We start from the raw sequence: 14,584 nt of genomic DNA on the forward strand, positions 1-14,584 counted from the left end.
CGGGCCGGGCTCAGTGCAGCCAGGTGTACCGCAGCTCGGGGCGGCCCACGTGCCCGTACTGGGGACTGCGGGCCGCGCGGCCCGTGGTGGCCAGATGCTCCAGATAGCGGCGGGCCGTGATCCGGGAGATGCCCACCGTCTCGGCCGCCGCGCCCGCCGACAGGCCCTCCGGGGCCGCCCGCAGCGCGTCGGTCACCGCCCGCAGCGTCGCCCGGGTCAGCCCCTTGGGCAGGGTGGCCGGCTGCGGCGCCCGCAGCGCGCCGATGGCCCGGTCCACCTCGTCCTGGCCGGCGGCCTCGCCGGCCGACGCGCGGAAGACGGCGTAGCGGGTGAGCCGGTCGCGCAGCGTGGAGAAGGTGAACGGCTTCAGGACGTACTGCACGATGCCCAGCGACACGCCCTCCCGTACGACGGTCAGGTCACGGGCCGAGGTCACCGCGAAGATGTCCGCGGTGTGCCCGGCCGCGCGCAGCGTCCGTACCAGCTGGAGCCCGTGCCCGTCGGGCAGGAACAGGTCCAGCAGGAGCAGGTCGACGGGGTACTGGTCGAGATGGCGGCGGGCCGCGGCGGCGGTGTGCACGGTGCCGGAGACGGTGAAGCCGGCGACCCGGCCGACGTACAGCGCGTGCGCGTCGGCAGCGACGGGGTCGTCCTCGACGACCAGCACCCGAATGGGGGCCTCCGGGACCTTCGGGGTGCCGCCGGTGCTGTCGGCCGGCGGGGTGCCGCCCGTGCCGTCCTGTGGGGTCATTCCCGCCGCTCCGTCCGCAGTGGCAGGCGGACGGCGAACGCCGCACCGCCCTCGGGCGCCCGGTCGAGGGTGACCGTGCCGCCGTGGCGGCGCACAGTCTGCCGCACGATGGCCAGTCCCAGGCCCCGGCCGTGCACCGTAGAGCCGCTCTCCTTCGAGGTCCAGCCGCGCCGGAAGATCTCCTCGGCGTGTCCCGGGTCCACGCCGGGCCCGGAGTCGGCGACCCGCAGCAGCAGCTCGCCGTCCGTGGCGCGCGCGGTGACCACGACGCGGCCCGCCTCGCCCGCCGGGTGCGTGCCGGACGCTGCGTCGATCGCGTTGTCGACGAGGTTGCCCAGGACGGTCACCAGGTCACGGGCGGGCAGCCACTCGGGCAGCAGTCCGTCGTCGATCCCGCTGTCCTCGGTCAACGTCAGCTCCACGCCGTACTCGTTCGCCTGCGCGGCCTTGCCCAGCAGCAGCGCGGCCAGCACCGGCTCGGCGACCGCGCCCGTCACCCGGTCGGTCAGGGTCTGCGCCAGCGCCAGCTCCGCGGTGGCGAACTCCACCGCCTCCTCGGCGCGGCCCAGCTCGATCAGCGACACGACGGTGTGCAGCCGGTTGGCGGCCTCGTGCGCCTGCGAGCGCAGCGCCTCGGCGAAGCCGCGTACCGAGTCCAGCTCGCCGGAGAGCGCCTGCAGCTCGGTGTGGTCGCGCAGGGTGACCAGCGTGCCGCGCCGCTCGCCCCCGTCGACCGGCGAGGTGTTCACGACGAGCACCCGGTCGGCGGACAGATGCAGCTCGTCGACGCACGGGCCGGGGGAGAGCAGCGCCTCGGTGAGCGGCGCGGGCAGCCCCAGCTCGGCGACCGGCCGGCCCACCGCGTTCCCGTCCAGGCCCAGCAGCTCGCGCGCCCCGTCGTTGATCAGGGCGACCGCGCGCCGCCCGTCGAGCAGCAGCAGCCCTTCGCGTACGGCGTGCAGCGCGGCCTGGTGGTAGTCGTGCAGCCGGCTCAGCTCGGCGGCGTTCATGCCGTGCGTATGGCGCCGCAGCCGCGCGTTGACGACGTACGTGCCGACGCCGCCCAGGGCCAGCGCGGCGGCCGCGACCAGGATCAGCGAGAGCATCTGGCGGCGCAGCCCGTCACTGATCGTCTCGACCGTGATGCCGGAGCTGACCAGCGCGACGACCCTGCCGCCGGACCGTACCGGCGCCACCACCCGCACGGACGGCCCCAGCGTCCCCAGATGGGTCTCGTGGTAGACCTCGCCGCGCAGCGCGGGGCCGATGTGGCCGAGGTACTTCTCGCCGATCGCGGACGGCCGTGTATGGGTATACCGGGTCTTGTCGGTGTCCATCACCACGACGAAGGCCACGCCCGCGGCCTTGCGCACCCGCTCGGTGTACGGCTGGAGCAGCTTCGTGGGGTCCTCGGAGCGGACCGCGCGCGCGACCTCGGGGGCGTTGGCCACGGAGGTCGCGACGGCCGTGGTCTGGCGGCGCGCGGTCTCCTCGGCCTGCTCGCTCGCGTTGAGGTACGCGAAGACGGCGCAGCCCGCGACGACGACCGCGATCAGCACGGCCTGCATGGCGAAGAGCTGGCCGGCCAGGCTGCGGGGACGGGGGAGGCGCATGTGCATAAGTTTGCCCGGTCACGTTTACATGAACGAAATGTACGTAAGGGTGACGTGATCAAGAGGGGGGTGCATAGTCGCCGGGACTTTGTTTTGCGTTCAAGAGCCGCAGGTCGCACGCAGAACCGGACAATCGAGGACAGGAGGCAGTCGTGGCCGCAACGACCCTGCCGGGTGGCGGGACCCCCGGCGAGCCCACCACGCCCGCGCCGAAGAAGCGTGACCGCACCCACTACCTCTACATCGCCGTCATCGGCGCCGTAGTGCTCGGCATCGCGGTCGGCTTCATCGCCCCGGGCGTCGCCGTGGAGCTGAAGCCGCTCGGTACCGGCTTCGTGAACCTCATCAAGATGATGATCTCGCCGGTCATCTTCTGCACGATCGTCCTCGGCGTCGGCTCCGTACGGAAGGCCGCCAAGGTCGGCGCGGTCGGCGGCCTGGCGCTCGGCTACTTCATGCTGATGTCCACCGTGGCCCTTGCCATCGGCCTGGTCGTCGGCAACATCCTGGAGCCCGGCTCCGGGCTGCACCTGACCGAGTCGCTCCGGCACGCGGGCCAGGCGCAGACGGAGGGCGGCGGCGAGAGCAGCTCGGAGTTCGTGCTCGGCATCATCCCGACCACCCTGGTCTCCGCCTTCACCACCGGTGAGGTGCTGCAGACCCTGCTGGTCGCGCTGCTGGTGGGCTTCGCGCTGCAGGCGATGGGCAAGGCCGGCGAGCCGGTCCTGCGCGGCATCGGCCACCTCCAGAAGCTGGTCTTCCGCGTCCTGTCCATGATCATGTGGGCCGCGCCGGTGGGTGCCTTCGGCGCCATCGCCGCGGTGGTCGGCGAGACCGGCCTGGACGCCCTGAAGTCCCTCGCCGTCATCATGGTCGGCTTCTACGTCACCTGCCTGCTCTTCGTGATCGTCGTCCTGGGTTCGCTGCTGCGGCTGATCGCCGGCGTGAACATCTTCATGCTGCTGAAGTACCTGGGCCGCGAGTTCCTGCTGATCCTCTCCACGTCCTCCTCGGAGTCGGCGCTGCCGCGCCTGATCGCGAAGATGGAGCACCTGGGCGTCAGCAAGCCGGTGGTCGGCATCACCGTCCCGACCGGCTACTCCTTCAACCTCGACGGCACCGCGATCTACCTGACGATGTCCTCGATCTTCGTGGCCCAGGCGATGGGCTCCCCGATGTCCCTCGGCCAGGAGATCTCGCTCCTCGTCTTCATGATCATCGCCTCCAAGGGTGCGGCCGGCGTCACCGGCGCCGGCCTGGCCACCCTGGCCGGCGGCCTCCAGTCGCACCGCCCCGACCTGGTCGACGGCGTCGGCCTGATCGTCGGCATCGACCGCTTCATGAGCGAGGCCCGCGCGCTGACCAACTTCGCCGGCAACGCGGTCGCCACGGTCCTCATCGGCACCTGGACCAAGGAGATCGACAAGTCCCGGGTGAGCGAGGTCCTGGCGGGCAACCGTCCGTTCGACGAGACGACCCTCGTGGACGACGGCCACGGCCCGGCCGCCGAGGACGACGCCGACGTCCCGCAGCCGCGCCCCGAGGGCGACAAGGCCGCCGTCTGACGCGTTCCGCGCCCCGCCCCGAAGGCCCCCGCCGCACCACGCGTCGGGGGCCTTCGAAGTTCGCGATCTTGTACGGAATTTCTCGATTGCGTCTCAAGGCGTCGCGGGCGGGCAACGAACCCGTGGCGGGACTGTCGCCGGACGCTGTGAAGCGGCAGAGTCGGCAGGGCCGGCGGGAAGCCGCCGGTGAACGGGGGTACGGGGGATCACGGGGGAACGGGGCCCGCCGGCGGCAGACGCCGGCGGGCCCCTTTCTTGTGCGTACGAGCAGGGGGTGCGACACCGGCCCGCAAGCACGTCGGTACGGCCGTCAGCCCTCGGGGCGCAGCCAGATCGTGGCGAGCGGCGGCAGCACCGGCGCGATGGAGGCGGAGCGGCCGTGGTACGGCACCGGCTCGGACTTCAGCTCCCCGGTGTTGGTCACGCCGCTGCCGCCGAACCGCTCCTCGTCGGTGTTGAGCACCTCTCGCCAGGACGGGACGTTCTCCGGCACGCCGAGGCGGTACCCGTGCCGCACCACCGGCGAGAAGTTGGCGACCGCGAGCAGCGGGTCGCCGGCGGCGTCGTAGCGCACGAACGAGAGGACGTTGTCCTCCCACGCGCCGCCGTCGATCCAGGCGAAGCCGCCCGGGTCGGTGTCCCGCTCCCACAGCGCCGGGGTGGCCGCGTACTGGCGGTTCAGCTCGCGGACCAGGTCGCGGACGCCGCGGTGGTCGGGCGCCGCGGCGTACGCCGGGTCCAGCAGCCACCAGTCGGGGCCCTGCTCCTCGGACCACTCGGCGCCCTGGGCGAACTCCTGGCCCATGAAGAGCAGCTGCTTGCCCGGGTGCGACCACATGAAGCCCAGGTACGCACGGTGGTTGGCACGCTGCTGCCACCAGTCGCCGGGCATCTTCGAGACCAGCGCCCGCTTGCCGTGCACGACCTCGTCGTGCGAGATGGGCAGCACGTAGTTCTCGGAGTAGGCGTACACCATCGAGAACGTCATGTCGTTGTGGTGGTACTTGCGGTGCACCGGCTCCTTGGACATGTAGACCAGCGAGTCGTGCATCCAGCCCATGTTCCACTTCAGGCCGAAGCCCAGACCGCCGAAGCCGCCGGGCCCGACGTGGTGCGTGGCGCGGGTGACGCCGTCCCAGGCGGTGGACTCCTCGGCGATGGTCACCACGCCCGGGCAGCGCCGGTAGACCGTGGCGTTCATCTCCTGGAGGAAGGCGACCGCGTCCAGGTTCTCCCGGCCGCCGTACTGGTTGGGCGTCCACTCGCCGTGCTCCCGGGAGTAGTCCAGGTAGAGCATCGAGGCGACGGCGTCCACGCGCAGCCCGTCGATGTGGAACTCGGAGCACCAGTAGACGGCGTTGGCGACCAGGAAGTTACGGACCTCCGTGCGGCCGTAGTCGAATTCGAGGGTGCCCCAGTCCGGGTGCGCGGCGCGCGCCGGGTCCTCGTGCTCGTACAGCGTCCGCCCGTCGAACTCCGCGAGCGCCCAGTCGTCGCGCGGGAAGTGCGCCGGCACCCAATCCATGATCACGCCGATGCCGGCCCGGTGCAGCGCGTCGACCAGGTACTTGAAGTCGTCCGGCGAGCCGAGCCGGGCGGTCGGCGCGTAGAAACCGGTGACCTGGTAGCCCCACGACCCGCCGAAGGGGTGCTCCGCGACCGGCATCAGCTCCACGTGCGTGAAGCCGAGGTCCTTGACGTACGCGGGCAGCTGCTCGGCGAGTTCGCGGTAGGTCAGGCCCGGCCGCCAGGACGGCAGATGGACCTCGTAGACGGACAACGGCGCGGTGTGCACCGGGCGTTCGGCCCGGCGCGCCATCCACTCCGCGTCGCCCCACTCGTGGCGCGACACGTCGATGACCGAGGCGTTGGCGGGCGGGCACTCGGTCCGCCGGGCCATCGGGTCGATGCGCAGCGTGTGGCTGCCGTCAGGGCGGGCGATGTCGAACTTGTACAGCTCGCCCTCGCCCAGCCCCGGCACGAACAGTTCCCACACGCCGGTGGAGCCGAGGGAGCGCATCGGGTAGACCGTGCCGTCCCAGTAGTTCATGTTCCCGGCGACGCGGACGCCCTGCGCGTTCGGCGCCCAGACCGTGAAGCGGGTGCCGGGCACGCCCTCGTGCTCCATGACCCGGGCGCCGAGCGCCTGCCACAGCTCCTCGTGCCGGCCCTCGCCGATCAGGTGCAGGTCCAGCTCGCCGATGGCGGGCAGGAAGCGGTACGGGTCGTGGACGGTCACCTCGTGGCCGTCCGGGCCCTCGCCGTAGGTGACCACCAGCCGGTAGTCGGGGATCTCCGGCAGCGGCAGCACCCCGGCGAAGATCCCGTCGCCCTCGCGCGGCAGTTCGGCCCGCAGCCCCTCGGCGAGCACGGCCACCGAAGTGGCGTACGGGCGCAGCGCGCGGAAGAGGACCCCGCCGCCCACCGGGTGCGCGCCGAGCACCGCGTGCGGGTCGTGATGCGTACCGGACAGCAGCCGGCCCCGGTCGGTGTCGCCCAGCGGGGGCGCGGGCAGCACACCGCCCTTCGCGGCGGACGCCGAAGGCTCGGCGGCCTCCGCTCCGGCAGTCCGGGCGGTGGCCTCGTCGGCCGGGACCTGCGCGGCCGGGATCTTCGCCGCGGCGGCCGGCGTGGCCGGGGTCCGTGCGGCGGCGACCTTCGCGGAGGCCGGGGCCGCCGCCTTCCGGCCGGCGGGTTTCTTGGGTTCCGCCTTCTCGGCGGCCTTCTTCGCGGACGCCTTGACGGTCTTCTTGGTGGCGGTCTTCCCGGCCGCCGCTTCGGCCGTGATCTTCTTCGCCGTGGCCTTCTTGGCCGGGGCCTTCTTCGCGGCGGTCTTCTTCCGGGTGGCGGTCTTCTTGGCGGCGGCCCCGGCGGCCGGTTCCCCGACCGCCGGGGCATCGGTCACCGAGGTCCCGGACGGCTTCACCTCGGTGGCCGGCGCGTCGGACGGCTCGGCACCGCCGCGGGCCGGCTTCGCACGCGAGGTCTTCTTCCGCGCCGGCTGCGCGGCGGTTTCGGCGGCCGCCTCCGCCTCCGGGCCGGGCCCGGTGCGCCGGCCCGGCGGCGCCTCCTGCTCCCCCTCAGGCCGGGCGGGGGCCGGCAGGAAGGTGTGCGGTACGTCGGCGTCGGGCGCTGTGGCGGGGTCGGACGAGGGGCGGGACGGCGGACGGGGGGTCACGGGAGGAGCCTCCTGGCGGGGCGGTCGGGCGGTCGGGGGATCGAAGCGCTGTGCACGGTGGTCAGCTGCGGTCCTCGGGCGGGGCGGAGGCGGTGAACGTCGGGTCGCCCTCCTCCGGTTCCGTGTCGGCGTAGGGGTCGGGCCCCGCGGCCACATGGGGGTCGGTCGTCAGGTGCGGGTCGGTGGCGAGGCGGGGGTCGGCACCGGCGAGCCGGCGGACGGCGGCCATCGGGATGGGCAGCCAGTCCGGCCGGTGCCGGGCCTCGTAGAGCACCTCGTACACGGCCTTGTCGGTCTCGTACGCGCGCATCAGCTCCGGAACGGAGTCCGGGTCCAGGCCGCCGGCCTCGGCGTAACCGCGGCAGAACGCGGCCCGTGCGCGCCGCGCCCACTCCAGCGACCAGGCGTCGCCGCCGCCGGGGCCGCTGCGCGCCGCGTAGTCGAAGGACCGGAGCATAGCGGCCACGTCGCGCACCGCGGGCTGGACATCGCGCCTTTCCGCCAGCGGCCGGGCCGGCTCGCCCTCGAAGTCGATGACCGACCAGCGGCCCTCGCCGGCGGTGCGCAGTGTCTGGCCCAGATGCAGGTCGCCGTGGATGCGCTGGGCGGCGAAGGCCCGGCCGTCCTCGCCGAGCGTGGTCAGTGCCTGGAAGGCGGTGCGCAGCCGGTTGCGGTACGGGCGCAGTGCAGGGACGGCGCGGGCCGCCGCGTCCAGCCGCTCGGTCATGCCGGTGGCGATCAGCTCCAGGTGGGTGCGGCGCAGCTCGGTGGTGGGGAGCGTCTCGGCGAGCGCGGTGTGCACCTCGGCGGTGGCGTGGCCCAGCGCCCGCGCCGAGCCGGTGAAGTCGGCGCGTACCGAGAGGGCGTTGAGCGCGAGCTGCCAGCCGTCGGCCGAGCCGTTGAGGAACGGGGTGAGCACGCCGAGAGTGATCGGTTCTGCGGCGTGATGGCGGGGGCCGTCGGCCGGCTTCACCGGGCCGGCCGCCGATGACTCGAACCAGGCCACCGGCGGCGGTACCCGGGAGCACTTGGCGCGGGCCAGCGCCAGCGGCAGTTCCAGGTCGGGGTTGAGGCCGGGGGAGGCCCGGCGGAAGACCTTCAGGATGTAGGCGTCGCCGAACACCACCGAGGTGTTGGACTGCTCGGTGGCCAGCGGCCGGGCGGTGAGTCCGGAGGCGACCGCGGTGTCCGGCGCCACGGTGAAGCGGAGCGCGCCCAGCTGCCCCGGTACCCGGAGCCGTTCCAGCAGGAGTGCGCAGAGCCGGGGGTCCAGCAGCGCGTCGTAGACCGTCCGCCCGGCCAGCGGTCCTTCCTCCGGGTGGCCGATCAGGGCGTGGGCGAGCCGCGGCGGCAGCGTGCCGTGCACGCCGAGCAGCAGCTGGTAGCAGTCGTCGTCCCCCGGAGTGCGGGCCGGCGGGCCTGGCTGCCGGGCGCGGACGAGGAGGTGCAGCATGCCGGGCGCGGCGGATCCCTCGACGGGCAGCAGTTCGGCGGCGGAGACCAGGTCGAAACCGGTGACCGGGCGGCCCTTGCCCGCGAACCACCGCTGCCGTGGCACCCATTCGCGCAGCAGTGGGACGAGCGAGGGCAGCAGCCCGGGCGCGGCGGTGACGGGCGGCCGGTGGTGCCGGCCTTGCAGAGCACGGGTCGAGGCGGTTTCCGACATGACGTCGCGTCCTTTCCCCGGGCACACGACAGCTACGGCAAAGTGTCCCGGAATACGGCCTTTACTGTGGGGCGGTGCGGGACGTGTCGGGCGAGGATCGTCCGTACGGCAGCGGAATCTGCGGCAGGGGTCCCCACGCCCGCAGGCGCGGCGCGAGGATCGTCCGGCCCGTGCGGCAGTAGGGAGACTGCCCGGGCGAAAGGTCGAAAAACACCCGAACACGCCTTGCGTGCATGTACGGGCGGGTAATTCACGCCCCCGACGCGGCCGGACGGCCGGCGCGACGGGCCCGTACGCGGCGGTGTGCGGGCGCTCCTGGCGGAGCGCCCGCGTGGCACCGGCCCACGAGCGCGGCCGGTGTCCGAACATCTTTCCGGCTAGGCCACCGCGTCCTTGCGCAGCCGGAACCAGTAGAAGCCGTGCCCCGCGAGGGTCAGCAGATAGGGCAGCTGGCCGATCGCCGGGAAGCGCACGCCGCCGATCAGTTCGACCGGGTGGCGGCCGTCGAACGACTGCAGGTCCAGCTCGGTGGGCTGGGCGAAGCGCGAGAAGTTGTGCACGCACATGACCAGGTCGTCCTCGTATTCGCGGAGGAACGCCAGGACCGCCGGGTTGGACGACGGCAGCTCGGTGTACGTGCCCAGGCCGAAAGCCGGGTTCTGCTTGCGGATCTCGATCATGCGCCGGGTCCAGTGCAGCAGGGACGCCGGCGAGGACATCGCGGCCTCGACGTTGGTCACCTGGTAGCCGTGGACCGGGTCCATGATGGTCGGCAGGAAGAGCCGTCCGGGGTCGCAGGAGGAGAAACCGGCGTTGCGGTCCGGCGTCCACTGCATGGGGGTGCGCACCGCGTCCCGGTCGCCCAGCCAGATGTTGTCGCCCATGCCGATCTCGTCGCCGTAGTACAGGATCGGCGTGCCGGGCAGGGAGAGCAGCAGGGCGGTGAACAGCTCGATCTGGTTGCGGTCGTTGTCCAGCAGGGGCGCGAGGCGGCGGCGGATGCCGATGTTGGCGCGCATCCGCGGGTCCTTGGCGTACTCCGCGTACATGTAGTCACGCTCTTCGTCCGTGACCATTTCGAGGGTCAGCTCGTCGTGGTTGCGGAGGAAGATTCCCCACTGGCAGCCGGACGGGATCGCCGGGGTCTTGGCGAGGATCTCCGAGACCGGGTAGCGGGACTCGCGGCGTACCGCCATGAAGATGCGCGGCATCACCGGGAAGTGGAAGGCCATGTGGCACTCGTCGCCGCCGACCGACGCGTCGCCGAAGTAGTCGACCACGTCCTCCGGCCACTGGTTGGCCTCGGCCAGCAGCACCGTGTCCGGGTAGTGCGCGTCGACCATGGCGCGCACCCGCTTGAGGAAGGCGTGCGACTGCGGGAGGTTCTCGCAATTGGTGCCCTCCTCGGCGTAGAGGTAGGGCACGGCGTCCAGCCGGAACCCGTCGATGCCCAGGTCCAGCCAGAAGCGCAGGGCCGAGATCATCTCCTCCTGGACCGCCGGGTTCTCGTAGTTGAGGTCCGGCTGGTGGGAGAAGAAGCGGTGCCAGTAGTACTGCTTGCGGACCGGGTCGAAGGTCCAGTTGGACGCCTCGGTGTCGACGAAGATGATCCGGGCGTCCTGGTACTGCTTGTCGTCGTCCGCCCAGACGTAGTAATCGCCGTACGGCCCTTCGGGATCGCTGCGGGACTCCTGGAACCACGGGTGCTGGTCGCTGGTGTGGTTCATCACCATGTCGATGATCACCCGCATGCCGCGCTGGTGCGCGGCGTCCACGAACTCCACGAAGTCGGCGAGGTCCCCGAACTCCGGCAGCACCGAGGTGTAGTCGCTGACGTCGTAACCACCGTCCCGCAGGGGGGACTTGAAGAACGGCGGCAGCCAGAGGCAGTCGACGCCCAGCCACTGCAGATGATCGAGCTTGGCCGTCAGGCCCTTGAGGTCGCCGATGCCGTCCCCGTTGCTGTCCTGGAACGACCGCACCAGGACTTCGTAGAAGACGGCCCGTTTGAACCAGTCGGGATCGCGGTCCTTGGCCGGAGTGTCCTCGAACGTGTCGGGGACGGGCTCATTGACGATCAATTGGGTGACCCTCCGATCGGTGAGGACGGTCGCAGGGACAGCACGTGCGCGGGCGCAATGCCACTGCCCGGCTCCAGGCGCACATAGTTGTCCCTGCCCCAGTGGTAGGTCTCGCCGGTGAGCTCGTCGCGCACCGGTACGGACTCGTGCCGGTCGAGGCCGAGCTCCGGCATGTCCAACGACACCGTCGCCTCGTGGGTGTGGTGCGGGTCCAGGTTCACGACCGTGAGCACCACGTCGGCGCCCTCGCGCTTGGAGTAGGCGAGGATCGCGTCGTTGTCGACATGATGGAAGTGCAGATCACGCAACTGCTGGAGTGCCGGGTGGCGGCGGCGCAGCCGGTTGAGTGCCGTGATGAGGGGAGCGATGCTACGGCCCTCACGGGCCGCTGTCTGCCAATCCCGAGGACGCAGCTGATACTTCTCCGAATCCAGGTACTCCTCGCTCCCGTCTCGTACCGGAGTCCCCTCGCAGAGCTCGTATCCGGCGTAGACCCCCCACGTCGGGGAGAGCGTCGCCGCGAGCACCGCGCGTACCTCGAAAGCCGCCCGGCCGCCGTGCTGGAGGTACGCGTGCAGGATGTCCGGGGTGTTCACGAACAGGTTCGGCCGCATGCAGGAGGCCGAATCCCGGGAGAGCTCGGTGAGGTACTCGGTCAGCTCGTGCTTGGAGTTGCGCCAGGTGAAGTAGGTGTAGGACTGCTGGAAGCCGACCTGCGCGAGGGTGCGCATCATGGCGGGGCGGGTGAACGCCTCGGCCAGGAAGATCACGTCGGGGTCGGTGCGGTTGATGTCCGAGATCACCTTCTCCCAGAACACCACCGGCTTGGTGTGCGGGTTGTCCACCCGGAAGATGCGGACGCCCTTCGCCATCCAGAAGCGCAGCAGCCGCTCCGTCTCCTTCACCAGCCCGCGGAAGTCCGCGTCGAAGGCGATCGGGTGGATGTCCTGGTACTTCTTCGGGGGGTTCTCGGCGTACGCGATGGTCCCGTCGGCGCGGTGGTGGAACCACTCCGGATGCTTGTCCAGCCATGGATGGTCCGGCGAGCACTGCAGCGCGAAGTCCAGCGCGACCTCCATCCGCAGGTCCCGCGCGGTCTGCACGAAGTACGCGAAGTCCTCGAAGGTGCCCAGGTCCGGGTGGAGCGCGTCGTGGCCGCCCTCGGCCGAGCCGATGGCCCACGGCGAGCCGACGTCGTGCGGGCCGGCGGAGAGCGTGTTGTTCGGGCCCTTGCGGTGCGTCGTGCCGATCGGGTGGACCGGCGGCAGGTACACCACGTCGAAGCCCATCGCGGCGATGTCCGGCAGCCGCTCGGCAGCGGTCCGGAACGTGCCGCTGACCATGGTCCCGTCGGGTGCCTCGTACGCCCCCTCCGAGCGCGGGAACAGCTCGTACCACGAGCCGTACAGCGCTCGGCGCCGCTCCACCAGCAGCGGCATCGGCCGGGAGGCGCTGACCAGTTCGCGCAGCGGATACCGGCCGAGGGTCTCCAGCACCTCGGGGGTGAGCGCGGCGGCCAGCCGGGTGGCGGCCGGCAGATTCTCGTCCCGCAGTGAGTCGGCCACCCGGAGGATCGACTCACGCCCCGCGTTCTTCGGCACCCCGGCCGCCGCCCGCTCGTACAGCGAGGCGCCCTCGGCGAGCACCAGGCCGGTGTCCTGGCCGGCCGGGATCTTGACCTGCGCCGTGCGCCGCCAGGTGGTCACCGGGTCCGACCAGGCCTCCACGGTGTACGTCCAGCGGCCCTCGGCGTCCGGGGTGATCCGCGCGCCCCACCGGTCCGTGCCCGGCGCCAGCTCCCGCATCGGCGTCCACGGCCCGCTCCTGCCGTTCGGGTCGCGCAGCACCACGTTGGCGGCGACCGCGTCATGCCCTTCGCGGAAGACGGTGGCGGACACTTCGAAGGTTTCGCCGGTCACCGCCTTGGCCGGGCGGCGCCCGCAGTCGATCTGGGGACGGACGTCCAGGACGGGAATGCGACCGATCATGGGATCACCTGAGACTTGGGACACTTTGCGGGGTGTTGTCCTTTGTATCTCCGCGGCGGGCTTACGGGTTGCGGGCATGAACGGTCCTGTCGCCTTTCACTCGGTTGGAGGTGCGCAGGGCGGGACACGCGGGGGAGGCACGCAGCGAGGGTTCCGACTGAGCCTTCCCACACGCCGCGGCCGGGCAATCCGCCCGCGGATGAACTACTCGTACGTAACAGCGCACGTCGATCAAGACGGACGTACCGGCCGCGCGGCGTGCGGACAGCAACGGACCGGCCCCGCCCTCGGGCGGAGCCGGCCGTGGTGCCGGTCCTGAAGGGGCTCCGTCAGGAGCCCTCGACCCGGAGCAGTCGGTTCGGTGATCCCAAAGAGCTCTTCACCTGGCCCGCCGAAGCCCGGCCGACCAGCGCGTCGTCCACCTTCTGCGGGGTCGCCCCCGGGTGGTCCGCCAGGTACAGGGCGGCGGCGCCCGCTGCGTGCGGCGCGGCCATCGAAGTGCCGGAGAGCGTCTTCGAGGCCGCGTTGTCCGAGTGCCACGCCGACGTGATCCCTACACCGGGCGCGAACAGGTCCACGCTCGGGCCCCAGTTGGAGAAGTCGGCGCGGACGTCCTTGCTGCTGGTGGCGCCGACGGTGAGGGCCTCCCGCACCCGGCCGGGCGAGAACAGGTCGGCCGGCAGGCCGTCGTTCCCGGCCGCGACGGTGAACGTCACCCCGGCCTGCACGGCATTGCGCACCGCCTGGTCCAGCTGCGGCGAGGCCATGCTGCCCAGGCTCAGGTTGGCCACCGCGGGCTTCTGCGCGTGCTTCGCCACCCAGTCGATGCCGGCGATGACGTTCTCGGTGGTGCCCGCCCCCTTGGCGTCCAGCACCCGTACCGACACGACGCGGGCCTTGTCGGCCACGCCGAACGTCCTGCCCGCGATGGTGGCGGCCACATGGGTGCCGTGACCGTTCTCGTCGCTCGCGTCCGCGTCGTCGCCGACGAAGTCCCAGCCGCTTCTGGCACGGCCACCGAAGTCCGAGTGGGAGGTGCGCACGCCGGTGTCCAGCACGTATACCTGCACCCCGGCGCCGCCCGACGCAGGTGCGGTGTAGGACTTGTCCAGCGGCAGGCTCTCCTGGTCGATCCGGTCCAGCCCCCAGGACGGCGGGTTCTTGCGGGTGCCGCCCGCAGCCGTCGCGGCGCCGCCCGCCGTCGCTGCGTCGCCGCCCGGTGCCGCCACCGTGTCCGTCAGCCGCACCGTGCGGTTCTGGCTCACCGCCGCCACGGCCGGATCGGCCGCGAGACGCCGGGCCTGGGCCTCGTTCGCCCGGATGGCATAGCCGTTGATGGCCGTGTGGTACGTCCGGCGGATCGACACCCCGTACTTGGCCGCCAGGCCCTTGCCCGCCGCCGAGCGTGCCTCGACACCCCGGGCGCCCGCCTTGAGGGTGACGATGTAGCTGCTGCGCACCGCGCCGGCCGCCCCCGCTCCCAGGATCCGGCCCTCGGGCGGCGCGGCGTGGGCGGGCAGCGCGGCGGCACAGAGCAGGGCCGCCGAGGTGGCGGCCGTACCCCCCGCCGCCAGCCGTCGCCGGGCTATTCGTGTCCAGGCCATGTACGGAGTTCCCCTCTTCAACTCGACAGGCGGGCAAGGGTGTTGCCGTTCCGTGGCGCCGGCTGCCGCGCCGCGCTCCACCGACGCCATCCTGCAGCCTTCCGTGGGCCCGGAGTCCGTACAAGAGAGGACGAGGGG

8 protein-coding genes are annotated in these 14,584 nt (G+C 72.0%); 1 reads left to right on the forward strand and 7 read right to left on the reverse strand.

Annotated features, from left to right (window positions below):
• Positions 1–10: 10 nt before the first annotated feature.
• Entirely contained in the window at positions 11–751 is a 741-nt protein-coding gene (locus tag ACIGQF_RS16445; RefSeq protein WP_399710505.1) for a response regulator, read from the reverse strand.
• Entirely contained in the window at positions 748–2,364 is a 1,617-nt protein-coding gene (locus tag ACIGQF_RS16450; protein ID WP_399710507.1) for an ATP-binding protein, read from the reverse strand. Before ACIGQF_RS16450 ends, ACIGQF_RS16445 begins: the two co-directional genes overlap by 4 nt.
• 152 nt (positions 2,365–2,516) lie before the next feature.
• Here ACIGQF_RS16450 and ACIGQF_RS16455 point away from each other — a divergent pair, with 152 nt between their 5' ends.
• Positions 2,517–3,929: a cation:dicarboxylate symporter family transporter gene (locus ACIGQF_RS16455; RefSeq protein ID WP_399710509.1), complete on the forward strand. Its 1,413-nt coding sequence runs from the start codon at positions 2,517–2,519 to the stop codon at positions 3,927–3,929.
• Positions 3,930–4,239: 310 nt separating this feature from the next.
• Here ACIGQF_RS16455 and glgB read toward each other — a convergent pair whose 3' ends face one another.
• From glgB to ACIGQF_RS16480, 5 genes are all read right to left on the reverse strand, one after another.
• Entirely contained in the window at positions 4,240–7,107 is a 2,868-nt protein-coding gene (gene glgB, locus ACIGQF_RS16460) for a 1,4-alpha-glucan branching enzyme (RefSeq protein ID WP_399710511.1), read from the reverse strand.
• Between the two features lie 61 nt (positions 7,108–7,168).
• Positions 7,169–8,773, reverse strand: coding sequence for a maltokinase (locus ACIGQF_RS16465; RefSeq protein ID WP_399710513.1), 1,605 nt, complete (start codon positions 8,771–8,773; stop codon positions 7,169–7,171).
• A 377-nt stretch (positions 8,774–9,150) separates the two neighbouring features.
• Positions 9,151–10,854 (reverse strand): maltose alpha-D-glucosyltransferase, encoded by a 1,704-nt coding sequence (treS, locus tag ACIGQF_RS16470; RefSeq protein WP_399710515.1) that lies wholly within the window; start codon positions 10,852–10,854, stop codon positions 9,151–9,153.
• Entirely contained in the window at positions 10,851–12,842 is a 1,992-nt protein-coding gene (locus ACIGQF_RS16475) for an alpha-1,4-glucan--maltose-1-phosphate maltosyltransferase (RefSeq protein WP_399710517.1), read from the reverse strand. Before ACIGQF_RS16475 ends, treS begins: the two co-directional genes overlap by 4 nt.
• Positions 12,843–13,171: 329 nt before the next feature.
• Positions 13,172–14,446, reverse strand: a complete 1,275-nt coding sequence (locus ACIGQF_RS16480) for a S8 family peptidase (protein ID WP_399710519.1) — start codon at positions 14,444–14,446, stop codon at positions 13,172–13,174.
• Positions 14,447–14,584 lie beyond the last annotated feature (138 nt).

The sequence above is a fragment of the Streptomyces sp. NPDC053560 genome, from assembly GCF_044544605.1.
Taxonomy (GTDB): Bacteria; Actinomycetota; Actinomycetes; order Streptomycetales; family Streptomycetaceae; genus Streptomyces.

Bases quoted from the DNA above. Each gene is read 5' to 3' on its own strand.
- ACIGQF_RS16445 (WP_399710505.1), bottom strand. From the start codon at position 751: ATGACCCCACAGGACGGCACGGGCGGCACCCCGCCGGCCGACAGCACC.
- ACIGQF_RS16450 (WP_399710507.1), bottom strand. From the start codon at position 2,364: ATGCGCCTCCCCCGTCCCCGCAGCCTGGCCGGCCAGCTCTTCGCCATG.
- ACIGQF_RS16465 (WP_399710513.1), bottom strand. From the start codon at position 8,773: ATGTCGGAAACCGCCTCGACCCGTGCTCTGCAAGGCCGGCACCACCGG.
- ACIGQF_RS16475 (WP_399710517.1), bottom strand. From the start codon at position 12,842: ATGATCGGTCGCATTCCCGTCCTGGACGTCCGTCCCCAGATCGACTGC.
- ACIGQF_RS16480 (WP_399710519.1), bottom strand. From the start codon at position 14,446: ATGGCCTGGACACGAATAGCCCGGCGACGGCTGGCGGCGGGGGGTACG.